Origin of the sequence: Neobacillus vireti, from assembly GCF_036962465.1 — a bacterium.
In the GTDB taxonomy this organism is placed as follows: domain Bacteria; phylum Bacillota; class Bacilli; order Bacillales; family Cytobacillaceae; genus Neobacillus; species Neobacillus vireti_B.
This window is the reverse complement of the sequence record NZ_JBALNF010000014.1, coordinates 1-18,437: the sequence shown is the minus strand read 5'-3', so window position 1 is coordinate 18,437 and position 18,437 is coordinate 1. Positions and strand designations below refer to the sequence as shown.

Below are 18,437 nucleotides of genomic sequence, written 5' to 3'. Positions count from 1 at the left end.
CTTCGTAATCAGGAATTTTTTTTATTCTGTATTAAATATAAAAACTATATTTGGAGGTAAAAAATGAACTTTTTAGAGTTGCCAAAGATTGAACTTCACTGTCATTTGGATGGGAGCGTTAGGATTGAAACCATTATTGATATTGCGCAAAAGGAGGGCATCCAGTTACCTTCTTTTGATGAAAAAGAGTTGCAAAAGGAGTTAATTGCTCCTGTGGAATGTGACTCTCTCGAGGAATATTTAAAAAGATTTTCTCTTCCAAATTTGATCATGCAGTCCAAGGAAAGCTTAAAAAGAATTACTTTTGAGCTTTTTGAGGATGCGGCAAGAGAAAATGTGAAATATTTGGAGGTCAGATTTGGGCCATTGCTTCACACATTAAAAGGTCTAGAGGTTGAAGAAATTATTCAAAGTGTTATAGAGGGGATGAGGGAAGCAGAAAGCTGTTACGAAATAAAGGGTAATATTATTCTGTCTTGCTTGAGGTCTATGTCTGTAGAAAGTGCATTTGAGGTTGTTGAAAAAGGGAAAAGATTCCTAAGAAAAGGTGTAGTAGCCATTGACCTATGTGCATCAGAAGAAGAAGGCTTTTGTGAAAGATTCATAGAACCAATTGCACTAGCCAAAAAATATGGCTATAGAGTCACCATTCATGCAGGTGAAACAGGTATAGGTAAAAACGTCCTAGAAGCTGTTGAATTGTTGGGGGCTGAAAGAATAGGACACGGAGTGTTTATTAAAGATTGTGCTGAGGCTTATAGGAAAGTGAAAGAAAAACAGGTAGTGCTTGAAATGTGCCCAACAAGTAATGTCCAAACAAAAGCTGTTCAGCATTATTCTGAACATCCCATATATAAGTTTCATAAAGATGGAATTAAAGTGACAATTAGTACGGATAACAGAACAGTATCGGATACTACCATGTCAAAAGAAATCCATTTAGTTAACAAAGAATTTAATCTAAGTAAAAAGGATTACCGAGAAATATATTCAAATAGTGTAGAAGCATCCTTTGCCGACCAAAAAACAAAAGAATGGTGCTTGGCACAATATTAATAGAAAATTAATTTTAGCGATTTTCTCTTAAAAAAAGCAAAGGCCACAAATTCATCTAAAGGTAGTGAATTTGTGGTCTATAGAATATCCTATTTATGGATTATTTACTCCATTTTCGCATGCTTACCATACATTTTATTAGAGTCAACTTAAATAGATTTTTACCTAACCTTAGAAAGATAAATGCCTTCAAACAAAAATGCTATAAAATCACCTTGAATTGCAAAAAACGCCTCCAAATTTCGAATTTGAAGGCGTTTTTTGATGTTTAGCCCCCAAAATTGCCCTCCAAATTAGAAAAATGGAAGTTCGCTTTACCACTCATATCTCGATATTGTAGAGGTGAGATGACAGGAGATATTCCATAAAGCCTTAACCTATTTAGTATAGTGTTACCGTCCTCTACTTTTTAAAAAAATCAATATAAAAAATAGTTATCTACGATTTCTCTTCTTAAGTAACCGCTGTAACACTCATTCATCCTACATTGATATGTCTTTGGGCTCGTTTTGCTTCGGAATATATTTTTTAGGTATCGCATCATTATACGGCATACTGCTATGTCCATAGCTGCGATGAATCATCATATACACTAATCCAGTAACAACAACTACCACTCCTGAAATGAGCACGATATAGTTATCATACCATGGTGCATCTGGCGTTCTTGGCCAGCACATGTTAATCATAGCAATTATTCCGTAAACAAGTGCACCAATATTGATAGGCAGTCCCCACTTACCTAATTGATACTTGCCATTTGGCTTCCATCCTTTAATTCTTGCTCGCAGTGCAGCAAAGACAACCAGTTGGAATCCAAGATAAATGCCAAAAGCCGCAAAACTGACTATTTTTGTAATCGCGTCTGTAGACACTTTTGATCCAAGCACAATGATGGCAGGAGCAAAAGCCGCAAGAAGAAGGGCATATGGCGGGATGTGCCGAGAAGTAGAAAACTTCTTTAATAATCGGCTTCCTACGATCATATCATCGCGTCCATACGAATAAGCAAGTCTGCTTGCTGCCGCCTGTAAACTCATAGCACATGATAGGAAAGAAATCACAACAACACCCAGTACAATTTTTGCACCAATAGTGCCAAATGCATCGCTTAGTATTGTATCTACAGGCGTTACGTCCTCACCAGAGATAACTGCTGGGATATCAGCAACGGCAAGGATTAAAGAGATGCAAACAAAGGTTGCGGCAGCACCACCAATGTAAATCGTACGACGCATTGCCTTCGGGATCAGAACACCTGGATTGGGGACTTCTTCAGCTACATCGCCACAAGCTTCGAACCCATAATATTGAAAAATTCCAATTAATGAAGCTGCTGCAAATGCAACAAAATAACTACCGCTACCCTGAGCACCAAAAGAATCAAAAAGCACACCAAGACCATGATGTCTTTCTGTTAATAGCAACCAGCCACCAACTACAAGCGCACCAATAATCTCAGCAGCAAAACCAATAATGGCTGCAGTTGCAAGAACCTTCGTACCAAGAAAATTAATGATAGTCGCTAGAATAAGAATGATTAAAGCACATATAATCGTTGTATCAACAGACGATTCAAAACCTAAAATCTGTCCTAGAAAAGGTCCAGCTCCGTACACAACACTGGCAATTGTAACAAGCAAAGCTATTAAGTAAACCCAGCCAGTCATCCAAGCCCACTTGCGCCCCCATAATCTTCGGGCCCAAGGATAAACTCCCCCTGAAACAGGGTATTGTGCAACAATCTCACTAAAGTTAAGTGCGACTAGTAATTGTCCAAGTCCAACGACAACAAAACTCCAGATCATTGGTGGTCCGCCTACTGCAAGTGCGTAGGCAAATAGTGTGTATACACCTACTACAGGAGAAAGATAAGTGAACCCAAGTGAAAAGTTTGCCCATGGACTCATGTCGCGACGAAATTCAGATTTATATCCAAGCGATGCTAGTTGCGCAGTATCACTATCATGATGTTCTGAAGCAGACCCGCCATTTTTGTTGTTCAGATTTTCTTGCATATTTTGAGCCTCCTTAAATAAGTAGTTATATTCCTATTTGCCATTACTGTGTCAATATATAGTTATTGTAATATTCACAACCATTACTTAGATAGAAAGGTATTTAATTTTAAATTTGATAGCTATTTATTGTTTGAAAACCAGCCCGTTGGTCCTACAGCAAGATTAATGTTAATTTGTTTCACTTCTTGAAATTCATCTAATCCGAATGTTCCAAGGCTTGAACCAATTCCACTTTGTTTATATCCATGCCATGGCGCTTCGTTGTAGGTTGGTCCATAAGCATTAATCCAAGTAATACCAGCACGTACTTGTTTAATCACACGTAGTGCTTTTGCCCCGTCTGAAGTGAAGACGCCGCCTGCAAGACCATAAATTGTGTCATTTGCCAGTTTAATTGCTTCTTCTTCATCTTTGAACTTTTGAATAACCGCAACAGGTCCGAAGATTTCTTCCTTTACGATTCTCATCTCTGGAGATACATTAATGAATACGGTTGGTTCAACAAAGAATCCTTTATCTAAGCCATTTTTTGTAACACGATTTCCACCGCAAGCTAATGTTGCACCTTCATTTTTACCAATTTCGATATATTCTAGAATAGTATCAAGCTGTGCTTCACTTACAATGGCACCCATTTCAGAACCTTCTTCTAATCCAGGTCCAACTTTAATATCTTTGGCGCGTCTTACGAACTCCTCAACGAATTGATCATAAATGCTTTCTTCGACAATAATCCTGCTCCCAGCTGAACATACCTGACCAGAGCCAAAGAAAATGCCAAGTAATGCATGATCAACAGCGGCTTCAAAATCAGCATCGGCAAATATAATATTTGGTGACTTTCCACCTAATTCAAGGGAGATTTTTTTCAAATTGCCTGCAGCGTTACGCATGATACTTCTTCCTACCTCAGTGCTTCCTGTAAATGAAACCATATCTACATCATGGCTGGCTGCGATTACTTCGCCAATTACAGAGCCTTTACCTAATACTAAATTGACAACACCTTTCGGGACACCGACCTCTTCAATAATTTCAACTAATTTCATTGCAGTTACCGGAGTGACTTCTGCTGGCTTATATACAATCGTATTCCCAGCCGCTAAAGCAGGAGCAAATTTCCAGACGCTCATCAGGAATGGGAAATTCCAAGGAACAATTAACCCTGTAACCCCTACTGGTTCACGTACTACCATAGCTTGCATTGGATCGGCAACATGATATGTTAGTCCATCTGGGGTCCTAATGAGGCCAGCATAATAGCGGAAACAAGAAGCAGCATCACTTATATCAATATCAGCTTCCGCTTTAATTTTTCCATTATCTTTTACCTCAAGTTCTACTAGTTCATCGTGGTTTTCATCAATTTTATCAGCAATTTTCAATAGGTAATCCGCACGTTCTTGTGCACTTAGATTGGACCAAACCCCACTTTCAAACGTTTCTTTTGCCGCTTTAATGGCTTCTTTGGTTTCTTCAACTGTAGCTCTGGGAGCTATAGCAATTAATTCACCATTCGCCGGATTAATCACCTTATTGGTATCTGGATTACTAGAAAGTCTCCATTCACCATTAATAAACATTTTTAATTCTAATACTTGAGTGGTAGTTGTCATAAGAATTGCCTCCTATTATACTGGATTTTAAGGATATTAAACTAATAATGAGTAAAGGCTATATTAAAGGTTTAAAATGAGCTCTTTTTCAGATTCTTTTGCTCTTGAGCAACAAGTTAAAATAATTTTCTTTGTCCATCTTTCCTCATCTTTGTAGAAGTGATCGCGGTGATCAACTTCCCCTTCAACTACCTGGACTTCGCAGCTTCCGCATCCGCCTACTTTACAAGAATAGGGAGCCTCTACCCCAGCTTTCAAAAGTGCATCTAATAATGTTTCTTCTTTTGAAACTTCCACCTTCAAATCGCTGTCAGCTAACTTTACAATAAAAGGATTTTTGGGACCTTCATCAGTCGCAGCAAATAACTCAAAATGAATGGAATGACTTGGGTAACCATAGATTTCTGCTGCAGCCTGAAATTCTTTTACCATTGAAACTGGTCCACAGAAATACACATGTGAGCCAATCCGATGTTCAGCCATTGTGACAGGCGTCATTTTAGTAGGATTTTCCCTTCTCGAGAAATAGAAATGACATTTTCCAGGATATTTTGCATTTAAATAATCATAAAAGGCACAGTCTTCTTTTGTTCTTGCAGCATAATGCAATTCAAATGATTTACCTTCAGCTGTTAAATCTTCCATCATGGTTATAAATGGCGTAATACCGATTCCAGCTGCATAAAACACATGATGTTTAGCTGATTTGAAAGCCAGTGGGAAATGATTTTTAGGCCAACTGATTTCTAACTGATCACCCACTTCGACTTCATCATGCCAGTAAATAGATCCTCCTTTTGAATGTTCATCCTTGCGAATGGCAATCGCATAATGTGTACGGTCAGTTGGATGACTAACAAGTGAGTAATTCCTTTCAATAATGTCATTACCAGTATTTACATAAGTTGCGATATGGGAACCACCAGTAAATGCAGGCAGTAATTCTAGATCAACCGGATACAAGTGGAAGCGCTTTACCGTTTTTGTTTCCTGCACTATCTTTCCTACGGAAACTTTAATCTTTCCGAATGCTCTCATACACATTACTCCTATCATTATGACTATTATAAAAATTTTTTACTTCTCAGGTAATTTTTAATTTGATGTTACAAAAGCAGGATTATAAGGATATCCAATATAACCTTTTCGCTCTCTTGAGAAAAAGGGACCTATTTCCAAACTGATTTGGCAATGATAACAAATCGTATCTGTTTCTTTGGTCTCAACTTCTTGAAGGTGATAGCATTTGATACAATAAACATATCGTCTTTTTTCGCCAGAAATAAATGTTTGAATCTCATCTTCTGAAAAACCAGCCTCAATTGCTGCTGAAAAAATAGTAACGGCATCATCCCATTTAGCAGAAATGTAAAGCTGTGTTCCCATTTTTTGACGATCTAATCCTTCGCTAATGTTCTTTAATAGTAATTCATCAGTGATTTCAATAAGTTCATATTCTTTTAGGCCATTTATTTCATTCGTAAATTGTTGGATTGTGCCTGCTTCTCTTTGTTCTGCAGAAATAATCAGCAATTTTCTCCTATCATGTCTTACCGTGAATTTTTCAACAATTGTTTCTGATTGATCGAATAATACCGGGCTGTTGTATACCACTTTACATACCTCCAATTATTGCTCCCTAGTTAGAGTGTAATTTTACTTTTTCAACCAAGTTTTTCAGATATTCTACTGTAGGTTCGATAAACGGGGTAAATCCTTTATAATCAGCCATTGGTTTAGGGATATCTGAGAGAATAGAGTATGTTTGCTCAAGCCATTCTGGTCGTAATGCCAAATCCTCCATTGGCAGGAATTGAGTATTTAATACGAATAAAATCGCATTACTCCTTGGCATACGATAGAAAAATTGTTCTTCTACACGAAGTCTTACTAGTTCACCGGCATTTTCTGAGGTAACTAGGGAGCGTGTTGGTCCCCATGTATCAAATGTTTCATAGTTTACATCCCAACGGTTGGCCATTAAATTCCAGTTGATTCGGGTCCATGGCTCACCCGGTAAAACATTGCGTATTAAGAAATTACGAACTCTTTCGGCCAGCGGTACACCTGTACGTGACACAAACGGAACAGGTCCATGAATTTCATCAAAGGACATTCCTTTATTCCAGTGAGGGGAGAATAATGCAGCATAGGATTCTTGTGCAACTTCCAAATAAAGATTGTCATCCCGAAGAACCATTAATACAAAGTCAGTGGCGAAATGACGGCCAATTAAATCAAGTGGCTCAAGCTCGATGCTGGATGCATCACCAATTATAAAAGTTTCCGTTTCATTCAAGATGGAGTTATGAAAAGTCCAGTGATTACCGTCCTTTTCTACTTGGAAATGCATCGGGTAGCGTTCAACCGCCATATTAATCAGCATTTCTGCTACTTCCCATTGCATTTCCATTGTATGTGGATATGATTGGAATCTTACTTCTGGTTGTTCCTTAAGTAATTCCCTTTTTCTTTTTATTTGTTTTTTATATTCTGGTGTTATTACAATACAATTTTGTTCATGCTTTTCAAGTTTTTTTAGGTCATTTGAATAGCGATAGTTGGTACCTTCTTTAATGTTTCGGAAAGGATACGGAAATAAATCCAAATTAGTAGATTTGTACATGATAAATTCCTCCTTTAATTTTTCAACAATCATCTCATTTTCAGATTGGATTGTTGGAAGTTGATTCATTTTACTTGCAGTACAGGAAATAAATAGTGCCATTTCACTTTTCTAAACCTTTGTTATAACTATTAGCAAGTTTCATGCCAAATAAAAAACATTCACAAAATAGCCACAAATTAATATTTAATATTTTTATCAAATTCAAAATTGAAATCTTTATTCAAATATGAAATAATTTATTTTGAATAATCCGAAATTTTAAAAGTAAATCGAATGAAGGGTTAAATGTGTGATGTCTATGATTTTGACAAATGATCAACTACTACAAGCTTATCAATCTAGTTTTCTATCTATTTATGATGAAATGATTGTAACGAATGTAAAGGGAACAATTTTATTTCGTAGTGGAAAATTGAAAAATTTTTGGTCAACAAACTCTACCACACTGATAGGAAGAACATTTACTGATTTAGAGGAAATTGCATTCTTTGGAGATTTGATTTTTCAATTATTAAATAAAGAGGTACATTCGCTTCAATTAAAGGCTTGGAATGGCAGTACGATTCTAATAACTGTGTTCCAATCAAATGGTCCTAGCGAAGAGTTAATGGTATGGGGATTAAAAAGTATCTCCGACCCGTTAATGGTTACTAATGAAACAAACGAAGAGCCGGATATAAAACAAACGCCTTCCATGGTCGTTCATAGTCAAAAAATGAAAGATGTATTTCACACAATTGAAATGGTTTCAAAAGTTTCAACAACAGTTCTCTTATTAGGGGAGTCAGGTGTAGGAAAAGAAATGATTGCTAAAACCATTCATCAATTAGGAAATCGAGGCTCTAAACCATTTATTGCAGTGAACTGTGGTGCCATTCCGGAAAATTTATTAGAAAGTGAATTGTTCGGTTATGTCGGCGGGGCATTTAGTGGTGCAAACAAAAATGGTGCTCCCGGAAAATTTGAATTAGCAAATGAAGGGATTATTTTTCTTGATGAGATTGCCGAATTACCACTGAACTTACAAGTAAAGCTATTGCGGATTTTACAGGAAAAAGAAGTCACACCATTAGGAAGTTCAAAACCGATTCATATTGATGTCCAAATAATAGCTGCAACGAATCAATCATTAGAAAAAATGGTCAAAGAGGGACGATTTAGAGAAGATTTATATTATCGTTTAAATGTAGTACCAATTGAAATCCCTTCATTGAGGGAAAGAACAGAAGAGATTCCTTACTTAATTTATCATTTCGTAGGAAAATATAAAGCGTTATACCAAAGAAATATCAATATTTTACCAGATGCAATTGATTTATTATGTATTTACGATTGGCCGGGAAATGTTCGGCAATTAGAGAATACAATTGAACGAATCGTTGTGACTAGTAAAGAAATTGACGTTGACTCAAGTTTAGTTTACAAATACATTCCCAAGAAGACTGCTGTAAAGGAACCTCCTATGATTCATCACATTATGCCACTGCAAGAAGCTGTGGATTTGATTGAAGAACAATTAATTAAAATGGCCATCGATAAATATAAATCTGTTAAGCTCGCAGCAAAAGTTCTGGATATCAGTCAACCTACAATGAGTAGAAAATATAAAAAAATCCGCGAGAAAATGCAACACAAAATTCTTTCTCCTCAAAATAAAAGAAAAATACTTGAAGAACATTTAAATAAACAATTACGATCCATGGCGATTGTTACGTCTACTGTTATTCTTCCAGAAGAAATCTTTGAATTAGTGAATCCAAGTATGCCACCATCATCCAACCAAACCTATAAAAATGTTCAGAAAAAATTAACGAAAATACGTGAACAAGAAGGAATCATTGAGTGGGTATATATTTTTAAAGTTTTAGATAATAATAAAATGCAGACGATTGTAGCCAGTGAAGATTTTGTGATTCCACCTGGACATATTTATGAGGGACCACCTGAAATGATGGAAGTAGCATTAGAGGCGATGGAAGGGAAAGCAGGGGTAACTTCTTTATATGAAGATATTTATGGAGAATGGAAAACAAGCTTTGCTCCTTTAACGGATCATAACGGTAACGTTTTGGCCATTATCGGGTTTGACCATAGCAGATCGTATATCGAAACAGAGTTAAAGAAAATAGAGAATATGTAAAATAATCCTTGAATCTTTTTTTAAGTCAATCTTGTCCAATCCCTTATTCTTATAAGGACCAACAATCAAAATTCATTACTTTTCAATGCTAGGACACAATTTAGTAATGACAGTGCAAAACTGTCTAATAAAAAATACTTGAACTATTCTGAAAACTATTATAAAATGGGTATAAGCTTCATCCTATCCGCTTAAACAGCTGAAGGCAGTGAAGCAAACATCTAAACATTTATTCTATTGACTGATAAGTTTCCACTCCCGGCCTTTGCAGGTTGGTTTAAATGGAGCATAAGCCAGTCCAAAACACAACTGTGTGTATTTGGGCTGGCTTTTTATGTTATTGTAAAGAAATTTTTAATAAGTGGAGGAGGCAGTATGGGAGGAGCATTAGAAGGTGTAACAGTATTAGATTTAACAAGGGTGCTGGCTGGCCCTCATTGTACGATGATTTTAGCAGACCTCGGCGCAGATGTCATTAAAGTGGAAGGCCCTGGGGGGAGCGATGAGACGAGAAGCTGGGGGCCTCCGTTTCAAAATGGGGTTAGTGCCTATTATTTATGTGCCAATCGAAATAAACGCAGCATCACGGTCAATCTGAAAACAGAAGAAGGAAGGGAAATTATTCGGACACTGGCTAAAGATGCAGATGTTCTTATACACAATTTCAAAACAGGTTCTATGGAAAAATGGAACCTGGACTATAACTCTTTGAAAAAAATGAACCCGCAGTTAGTATATTGTTCCATTACTGGATTCGGGGAAACGGGGCCGTTCCGGCATTTACCCGGATATGACTATATTATCCAAGGTATGAGCGGACTGATGAGTATAACGGGGAGTGAGGAAAGTGGTCCTATAAAAATAGGTGTGGCAATGGTTGATATTTTGACAGGTTTGTATTCTGCCATTTCCATTGAAGCAGCCTTGTATGAAAGGGAAAAGTCCGGTCAGGGTCAAAAAATTGACATGTCACTGATGGATACAGCAATTAGTTCGCTTGCAAATGTGGCCAGCAATTATCTAATTTCAGGAAATGTTCCACGAAGAATCGGAAATGATCACCCTAATATCGTCCCATATTCCAAATTTCAGGCATTAGACGGTGAAATCATTATTGCAGTAGGGAACAATCGGCAATTTACCACATTATGTGAAGTGGTGGGAGATAGGGAGCTAGGGGAGGATGAAAAATTTCGTACAAATGAGGCTAGGGTTAAAAATAAAGAAGAACTTACAAGAATTTTGGAAAGTCTGCTGCTAACGAAATCTGTTGATGAGTGGATAGAGCTATTATCGAAAAAAAATATCCCATGTGGTCCCATTCATTCAATAGATCAAGTATTTGACCATCCGCAGGTTACCGCTCGTGAAATGGTCGTTCAAGTCGATCATCCGGAAGCAGGGTTAGTAAAACTTGTCGGTTCACCTATTAAATTATCAAGAACAAAGGTGAAAATGGAACGACACCCTCCGATGGCAGGGGAACATAACAGTGAAGTTCTTCAACAAGCAGGGTTCTCTTTAGAGGAAATTACACAATTAAAAGAAAATAAAATCATTTAAAAAACCAGGAGGTATTAGCTATGAATTTTGATTTCACTGAAGAGCAAGAGATGTTAAGAAAAATGGTGAGGAGTTTTGTCGATAAGGAAATTATCCCAAATATGAAACAATGGGATGAACAAGGACATTTTGATCCTATTATTTGGAAGCGTTTAAGTGAATTAGATCTGATGGGGGTGTGTATCCCTGAAAAATATGGCGGCAGCGGTATGGATTATAATTCCCTTGCCATTGTTTGTGAAGAACTGGAAAGAGGCGACACAGCCTTTCGTACGGCCGTATCCGTTCATATCGGGTTAAATAGCCTAACTCTATTGCAGTGGGGAACTGAGGAACAAAAGCAAAAATATCTCGTTCCGCAGGCCAAAGGCGAAAAAATCGCTGCCTTTGGATTAACAGAACCAGGGGCTGGTTCAGACGTGGCATCGCTCTCAACAACGGCCATTAGGGATGGCGATGATTATATTCTAAATGGGTCAAAAACCTGGATATCCTTATGTGATATTGCCGATCATTTTATCGTATTTGCTTATACAGATAAAGACAAAAAACATCACGGGATTTCCGCATTTATCGTGGAGCGAACCATGCTTGGCTTTTCTTCTAAAGCAATAAAAGGGAAATTAGGAATCCGTTCTGGCAATACAGGTGAATTGTTCTTTGACCAGGTAAGAGTTCCAAAGGAAAATTTACTAGGCAAAGAGGGCGAAGGGTTCAAAATTGCCATGGCCGCACTTGATAATGGCCGCTTTACGGTTGCCGCAGGAGCTGTTGGTCTGATTATGGCAAGTTTAGAGGAAAGTGTAAAGTATTGTCATGAACGAAAAACATTTGGTAAAGAAATTGGAAAACACCAGCTGGTTCAGCAAATGATTGCCAACATGGAGGCGGGATTGCAAATGAGCCGTTTATTGGTTTATCGGGCCGGCGAGCTAAAAAATCAAGGGAAGCGGAATACTAGGGAAACCTCACTTGCAAAATGGCAGGCATGTGATTTTGCCAATAAAGCGGCCGACGATGCCGTACAAATTCATGGGGCATACGGCTATTCCAGTGAATACCCTGTTGAACGATTCTTAAGAAACTCAAAAGCACCCGTTATTTATGAAGGTACTAGGGAAATTCATACCATTATGCAGGCAGAATACGTACTTGGTTACAGGGAGGATAAAGTATTAAACAGGGGGCTGCCAGCCTGGCCATTTGAAAAGGAAACTGTAAAGAACAGTTAACAGGAGGGCTCCTCATTGGAGCCCTTACTTAGAAACGATAATTTATTTAGTAAGTGATTCATATTGTTTATATAAGTCTTTTAAGGCGGCAATCAGGGCATTATTTGCTTTTCCAAAATAACCTGTTTTTAATTGATCGAGAGGGAGTTCGATACCATTCCGTAAGCTATGACCTTTGAGGAGCCTGTTGATAAAATCCCTCCCATGTTCAGTAGCCAATGTACAAGAAGCATCCACAATTACTCCATAATGTTTATCGATTTCTGCAGTAATTGTTAACGTTTCGAAAACATTTTTTGCAGCCATACCTGTTGGCAGCTTGGCATGTCCGGCAATAAAAATTGTATTCACTCATCCCACTCCCTAATCCATTTATTTTTAGAATAATATAAAAGGTGTAAAAATGGAACCATAGGAGCATTTGGCGGAATGAAAGCATCAAGTTCACATTCAAGGAAACAAGGGCAGGCGGGGAAAGAATTTCTTACCACCATAAAAACAATCACGATTACTTCTTAAGAAGGTACACAATAATATTATTAGCTGTTTGAACATGAGCAGAAAGACCTCCAAAATTTGGAGGTCTTTTTTGCCAAGTTAAAAATGTATTAAATCTTTTTGTTGAGAGTCTCTAAAGATTTCCTATCGATAAATATTTAGTTTCCAAGTAGGGCTCAATCCCTTCTATTCCGCCTTCGCGGCCAATTCCACTTTCCTTCATGCCGCCGAATGGAATGTGGGCTCCGGATGGTGCTCCGTCATTCCAGCCGACAATGCCAAAGTCCAGATTTTCGCTCAAATAGGTTCCGGTTTTATAGTTATTGGTGAAGAAATAGGCAGCTAAACCATATGGGGTACTATTGGCGATCTCTATTGCTTCCTCTAAATCTTTAAAGGCAATAATCGGAGCGACCGGACCAAACGTTTCCTCCTGCATAATGTTCATATCAAGCGTAACATTTAATAAGACAGTAGGGGAGACGAAGAAATAACCTTGTTCCTTATCGGCGTTGAATTGATTTCCAGCCAGGACCATTGCCCCTTTATCAATTGCATCATTAATTTGGTCGACGATTTTGTTGAAGCCCTTTTCGTTAATAATAGGTCCCACCTGGGTATCTTTTTCGAGACCATTGCCAACTTTTAATTTTTTCGTGGCTTCAGCTAATTTGGCAGAGAAAGCCTCAACAATCGTTTCATGGACAATAATCCGGTTTGCACATACGCATGTTTGTCCGGCGTTCCGAAACTTAGTGAGGAGCGTTTGCTCGACAGCAAAATCCAGGTCCGCATCTTCGGCAACGATAAGAGGAGCGTGCCCGCCTAATTCCATCGTTACATGCTTCACCGTATTAGCGCTGTTTTTGATTAATTGCTTTCCGACAGCAGTAGATCCAGTAAACGTAATTTTACGAACGTATTCACTGCTTGTAAACAGGTCGCCGACCATCGAGCCAGAACCATTTACACATTGAATGACATCAGTAGGAATTCCTGCTTCGTGGGCAAGTTCAATTAATCTAATTGTTGTTAGAGGTGTTTCGGCTGCCGGTTTTACAATAAAAGGGCAGCCTGCAGCCAAAGCAGGTGCTGCTTTCCTTGTCATCATCGCCGCTGGGAAATTCCACGGCGTAATCGCAGCCACTAAACCAATCGGCTGTTTGGTAACAGCGATTCTTTTTGTTTCAGAAGACGAAGGGACCGTTCTTCCGTAGATCCGTTTTGCTTCTTCAGCATACCAATCAATGTAGCTAGTGGCATAATCGACTTCACCGAGTGATTCACTCAACGGCTTGCCATTTTCCAAAGTCATGATTTCAGCGATTTCTGCTTTATGCTCTTGAATGATTTGTGACCAGTTTCTTAATAATCGGGAACGCTCATGGGCATTAACCTTTGCCCATTTTTTAAAGCTGGCATGCCCGGCTTTTAATGCTTGCTTGATTTCTTCTTCTGAATTTATCCGGATTTCTTTAATAACTTGACCTGTTGCCGGATTCTTCACTTGTAATAGATTTGCCATTTATAAACACCACCCAATACTTTTATGAAGGAAGCCCGATCCATTAAATTTCGGACCGGGTGTGTCTCTAATTCTTATTCAAAAGCCTTTTCCAAAATCGTCAATCCTTTTGCTAATTCTTCTTCTGTAATCACTAATGGGGCTAAGAAACGAATTACATTGCTCTTTATGCCGGCTGAAAGAAGTAATAGTCCATTATCGTTTGCATATTTAACAATCTGTGATGTTTTCGTCTTGTTTGGTTTTTTGCTGAAGCGGTCTTCCACTATCTCACAAGCAACCATCGCACCCAAACGGCGAATATCTCCAACAAAGTCATGTTTTGAGCAGAGGTCTTGCAATTTCGCTTCAATTTTTTGCCCAAGGATTTCAGCTTTCTCCACTAAATTTTCTTCTTCCACAATATCAATAACGGCTAGAGCTGCAGCACAGGCGACAGGACTCCCCGAATAAGTACCGCCAAGCTCACCTGAATCCGTAACATTTAGAATTTCCGTTTTTCCGACTACACCACTTAACGGCAGACCAGCAGCCAGCGATTTTGAAACGGTGATTAAATCAGGAATTACATCAAAATGTTCGATGGCAAATAATTTTCCAGTTCGGCCAAATCCAGTTTGAATTTCATCTGCTACAAACACAATTCCATTGTCCCTGCAAAAACGGCTCACAGCTTGCATAAACTTTTTCGGTGGAATAATAAAACCGCCTTCACCTTGAACAGGCTCCATGACTACACAGGCAACCATTTCCGGTGCAACTGTTGAGATAAAGAAATCTTCAAAGTCTGAAATAACCTGATCCACATATTCTTCTTCAGTCATCCCGGCTGGTTTATGGTACATGTACGGAAATGGTGCTTGGTAGATTTCCGGAGCAAAGGGGCCAAACCCAAATTTATACGGCTTTACCTTGCTTGTCATGCCCATTGTTAAGTTAGTTCGTCCATGGTAGCCGCGGACAAACGAAACAACTGCGGGTCTTTTCGTGTAACGACGGGAAATTTTAATTGCATTTTCCACTGCTTCTGCACCTGAGTTAAAGAAAATTGCTTGTTTGTCAAAATCTCCGGGGATGATTTGGCATAGCTTTTCAGCAAGATTGATATAACTTTCATACATGATGACATTGAATCCAGGATGTAAAAACTTATCTACTTGGTTCTTGACCGCTTCGGTTACCTTTGGATGACTGTGGCCTACGTTTAACGTCCCAATTGCACCTGCAAAGTCGATCCATTCTTTGTTATCAATATCTGTTACGGTTGCCCCGGAGGCATGCAGGGCAAAGTTTAAATTGCCGTTGCTTACACCCTTCGGAACAAATTTTTTTCTTTTTTCTTGTAATTCTGCGGTTTGTGAATAAGAAACTGGCATCCTGATCGCCCCTTTGTTTACTTTCTGAATATGAATTATAAGAAAAGTATCTCAGGAATCTGGTATAATGAAAAGTACCAAAATTGAAAAAAAAAAGATACCAGATGGGGAGTAATAGTATGTTCATTCTGATCGATAAACAGAGGGATTCGAATTATATTTACCAACAAATATACGAAAGGATCAAAGAAAATATATTAACAGGAAAGCTAAAATCAAATGAAAAGCTTCCTTCAAAAAGGTCATTAGCTGAACAATTAAATGTTAGTATTAATTCGGTCAGTTTTGGCTATGAACAACTGCTTGCTGAGGGGTATATCTATTCGATTGAACGAAGTGGATACTTTGTTGAAAATATTACTAAGTTTATTGAACAAAAGACACATTGGAACCAAAAGCTGCCACCTGAATTAAAGGAGGAACCTGTCGACAGAGATGGGTGGCTTTCACTGTCCCATATGGCAACAGATACTTCTTTATTCCCTTTTAAAGAATGGCTGAAGTGTCAAGAGAAAGCAATTAAATCGTATAAAAGAGAGCTTTCGGAATTGTCTTATTCCCAAGGGCCATATGTGGTAAGGGAGACGATTTGCCGCATGATTGCTTTGACTCGGGGAGTCAATTGTGAGCCTGAGCAAATCATCATGGGAGCAGGAACACAGTTATTGGTAGGTCAATTGATGGAAATGAAAAGCAAAGGAACTGTTGTTGCAATCGAAAACCCGGGGTATGCCCGCTTTTACCATCTTCTGAAAAAGATGAATATACCTGTCCACCCTGTTTCATTGGATGATCAAGGTATAATGATGAGCGAACTTGAATCAGTAAAGGCAAATGTGGTGTTTGTCACCCCGTCCCACCAATTCCCTACAGGTAAAATTATGCCAATCTCCCGACGAATTGAGCTATTAAACTGGGCAGCTCAACGCGAAAACAGATACATTGTTGAAGATGACTATGATAGTGAATTTAAATATGGAACAGACAATATTCCATCCTTGCAAAGTTTAGACCGAAACCAAAGAGTCATTTACATGGGGACTTTTTCAAAAACAGTACTGCCAGGCCTGCGGATTAGTTATATGGTTTTGCCACCTGAGTTCATAAGGGAATACAGGGAGCATTTTTCTAACTTTATTCAATACAGTAACTCTCTTATGTTATTCACGTTGCAGTTTTTCATTGAAAGCGGTGAATATGCTAGACATGTAAAACGGATGAACCATCAGTATGATACCCGAAGAAAATTGTTAATCACTGAGCTTCAACAGCGTTTCCGAGAGGAGATTGATATTGAAGATGTTTCGGCAGGCCTTCATTTTCTAGCCCATTTTCATACAGAGAAGGGGTATCAGGAAATAGAAGAAAGCGCCTTACGGTTAAAGCTCGAAATTTACTCAATGCGCCGTTTTATGTTAGAAAAGAGCGTTAATTACAAGAACAGAATTAGTTTAGTTTTAGGATTTGCTAATCTTAGGGAGGTAAATGTAGCTGGGGCGGTGGAGAGATTGTATGATGTTTTTCATTAAATTTAAAAAAATGAACCTTTTACAGCACTTTTCAATGATAAAAATCACATAGTATAATGAAATATTTCGTAAAAATGTTACAATTAAGTGGATGAATAAAATATCTGTAAGGTGACGATTGTGTTATATTATGTGATTTTACTAGTTCTTTCTTCTATTGGAATCTTTTTAGTTTTTTCAAAAAAAATATATATCCACACTTCCACGATGGCAGTAGTTATGGCATTTGGAATCATTATTCAAGGTGTCTTTACAAACTTTTTTGGAAATCGTTTTTTCTATGGGAAAGCAGGGGAGATCCTATCAATCATTATCTTAGCCCTGTGGATATCCTTTTCCTTTTCGTTCCTTTTGTCCTATTTTAATAAAAAATTCAAATCTGTTCATTATTCAAATCCAATAAACCGTTTTGGGATTGGCACCTGGGTTGCCGGGACATCCATTACCGGAATCCTTATTTATAAAGAATTTATTGATTGGTCTTTTATTTCGCAAATCCTTTTGTTTATAAATATCATTTTATGGATTCTTTACATAGGTGGAAGTGTGAGGGCGTTATATGAGTTACATCAAAACAACCTTTCCAAAAATGTTCATGGTATTCTTTTGTTAACAACAGTCAGCACACAATCCATTGTTTTGTTAATAAGTACGATCAATCAAAATGTTCCCTTTGAAGTTGATGTCTTTCTAATTATTTTAGGAATTTGTTTTTACCTTATTAGCGCTTTTTATATTATTAAGAGGTATGTTACAACTGATTCTTGGACGATCAAAACAGATTGGAATAATACAAATTGCATTTTGCATGGTGCCTTGTCTATTACGGGACTTGCATGTGTGGTTTCCCATGTACTAAGTAAACATAGCGTTGTTCTTATTTGGGTTTTGGCTGCCATTGTTTTCCTATTTATTGAATTAATTGAAGTGTATCGATTATTTAATCGAATAAAGTATTATGGAATGAAAAAGGGAATGCTGGTTTACGATGTCAGCCAATGGAGCCGAATTTTTACCTTTGGCATGTTTTACACCATTACATTCCAAAGTGCACCAAATCACTATTTTCTATCCTTAATTCGGAACGCGATCATCACAAGTGGGATTTGGGTCATAATCATCCTTGGTGTTTTCGAACTTTTTCTTTGTTTAAAACATTGCATGGTGACGAATAAAAAGCTTTCCGCTCCATTGCAGAAAAGTTCGGTTAGCAAATGAAAATCGCCGAATTATTGTCATGATGATAGTACTT

14 protein-coding genes are annotated in these 18,437 nt (G+C 37.9%); 6 read left to right on the top strand and 8 right to left on the bottom strand.

The window, feature by feature from the left end; genetic code table 11:
* The first annotated feature begins 63 nt into the window (after positions 1-63).
* Positions 64-1,056, top strand: coding sequence for an adenosine deaminase (gene add, locus V7077_RS06550; protein ID WP_335499618.1), 993 nt, complete (start codon positions 64-66; stop codon positions 1,054-1,056).
* A 482-nt stretch (positions 1,057-1,538) separates the two neighbouring features.
* Here the strand turns inward: add and V7077_RS06545 are convergent, their stop codons facing one another.
* The 5 genes from V7077_RS06545 to V7077_RS06525 form a co-directional block, all read right to left on the bottom strand.
* Positions 1,539-3,074, bottom strand: coding sequence for an APC family permease (locus tag V7077_RS06545; protein WP_335499616.1), 1,536 nt, complete (start codon positions 3,072-3,074; stop codon positions 1,539-1,541).
* 122 nt (positions 3,075-3,196) lie between these two features.
* Positions 3,197-4,693, bottom strand: coding sequence for an aldehyde dehydrogenase family protein (locus V7077_RS06540; RefSeq protein WP_335499614.1), 1,497 nt, complete (start codon positions 4,691-4,693; stop codon positions 3,197-3,199).
* 63 nt (positions 4,694-4,756) lie between these two features.
* The gene (locus V7077_RS06535; RefSeq protein ID WP_335499612.1) at positions 4,757-5,731 is read right to left on the bottom strand and encodes a PDR/VanB family oxidoreductase; all 975 of its coding nucleotides are present in this window, start codon (positions 5,729-5,731) and stop codon (positions 4,757-4,759) included.
* 57 nt (positions 5,732-5,788) lie between these two features.
* A complete protein-coding gene (locus V7077_RS06530) occupies positions 5,789-6,307 on the bottom strand; it encodes a dimethylamine monooxygenase subunit DmmA family protein (protein WP_335499610.1) in 519 nt (172 codons plus the stop codon).
* Positions 6,308-6,332: 25 nt separating this feature from the next.
* Positions 6,333-7,319, bottom strand: a complete 987-nt coding sequence (locus V7077_RS06525) for a heme-dependent oxidative N-demethylase family protein (protein ID WP_335499608.1) — start codon at positions 7,317-7,319, stop codon at positions 6,333-6,335.
* A gap of 295 nt (positions 7,320-7,614) precedes the next feature.
* Here V7077_RS06525 and V7077_RS06520 point away from each other — a divergent pair, with 295 nt between their 5' ends.
* From V7077_RS06520 to V7077_RS06510, 3 genes are all read left to right on the top strand, one after another.
* The gene (locus tag V7077_RS06520; protein ID WP_335499606.1) at positions 7,615-9,462 is read left to right on the top strand and encodes a sigma-54 interaction domain-containing protein; all 1,848 of its coding nucleotides are present in this window, start codon (positions 7,615-7,617) and stop codon (positions 9,460-9,462) included.
* A 375-nt stretch (positions 9,463-9,837) separates the two neighbouring features.
* Positions 9,838-11,025: a CaiB/BaiF CoA transferase family protein gene (locus V7077_RS06515; protein ID WP_335499605.1), complete on the top strand. Its 1,188-nt coding sequence runs from the start codon at positions 9,838-9,840 to the stop codon at positions 11,023-11,025.
* A 20-nt stretch (positions 11,026-11,045) separates the two neighbouring features.
* Positions 11,046-12,257 carry an acyl-CoA dehydrogenase family protein gene (locus tag V7077_RS06510; protein ID WP_335499603.1) on the top strand — a complete coding sequence of 404 codons (1,212 nt, stop codon included), beginning with the start codon at positions 11,046-11,048 and terminating at the stop codon, positions 12,255-12,257.
* Between the two features lie 42 nt (positions 12,258-12,299).
* Here the strand turns inward: V7077_RS06510 and V7077_RS06505 are convergent, their stop codons facing one another.
* From V7077_RS06505 to gabT, 3 genes are all read right to left on the bottom strand, one after another.
* A complete protein-coding gene (locus V7077_RS06505) occupies positions 12,300-12,608 on the bottom strand; it encodes a DUF3870 domain-containing protein (protein WP_335499601.1) in 309 nt (102 codons plus the stop codon).
* Between the two features lie 280 nt (positions 12,609-12,888).
* On the bottom strand, positions 12,889-14,280 hold the full coding sequence (locus V7077_RS06500) for an NAD-dependent succinate-semialdehyde dehydrogenase (protein WP_335499599.1): 1,392 nt from the start codon (positions 14,278-14,280) through the stop codon (positions 12,889-12,891).
* A 74-nt stretch (positions 14,281-14,354) separates the two neighbouring features.
* The gene (gene gabT / locus V7077_RS06495; protein ID WP_335499597.1) at positions 14,355-15,656 is read right to left on the bottom strand and encodes a 4-aminobutyrate--2-oxoglutarate transaminase; all 1,302 of its coding nucleotides are present in this window, start codon (positions 15,654-15,656) and stop codon (positions 14,355-14,357) included.
* Between the two features lie 119 nt (positions 15,657-15,775).
* Here gabT and V7077_RS06490 point away from each other — a divergent pair, with 119 nt between their 5' ends.
* Together V7077_RS06490 and V7077_RS06485 are read left to right on the top strand one after the other, a co-directional pair.
* Positions 15,776-17,185, top strand: a complete 1,410-nt coding sequence (locus tag V7077_RS06490; protein WP_335499595.1) for a PLP-dependent aminotransferase family protein — start codon at positions 15,776-15,778, stop codon at positions 17,183-17,185.
* Between the two features lie 120 nt (positions 17,186-17,305).
* On the top strand, positions 17,306-18,403 hold the full coding sequence (locus V7077_RS06485; protein WP_335499593.1) for a hypothetical protein: 1,098 nt from the start codon (positions 17,306-17,308) through the stop codon (positions 18,401-18,403).
* Positions 18,404-18,437 lie beyond the last annotated feature (34 nt).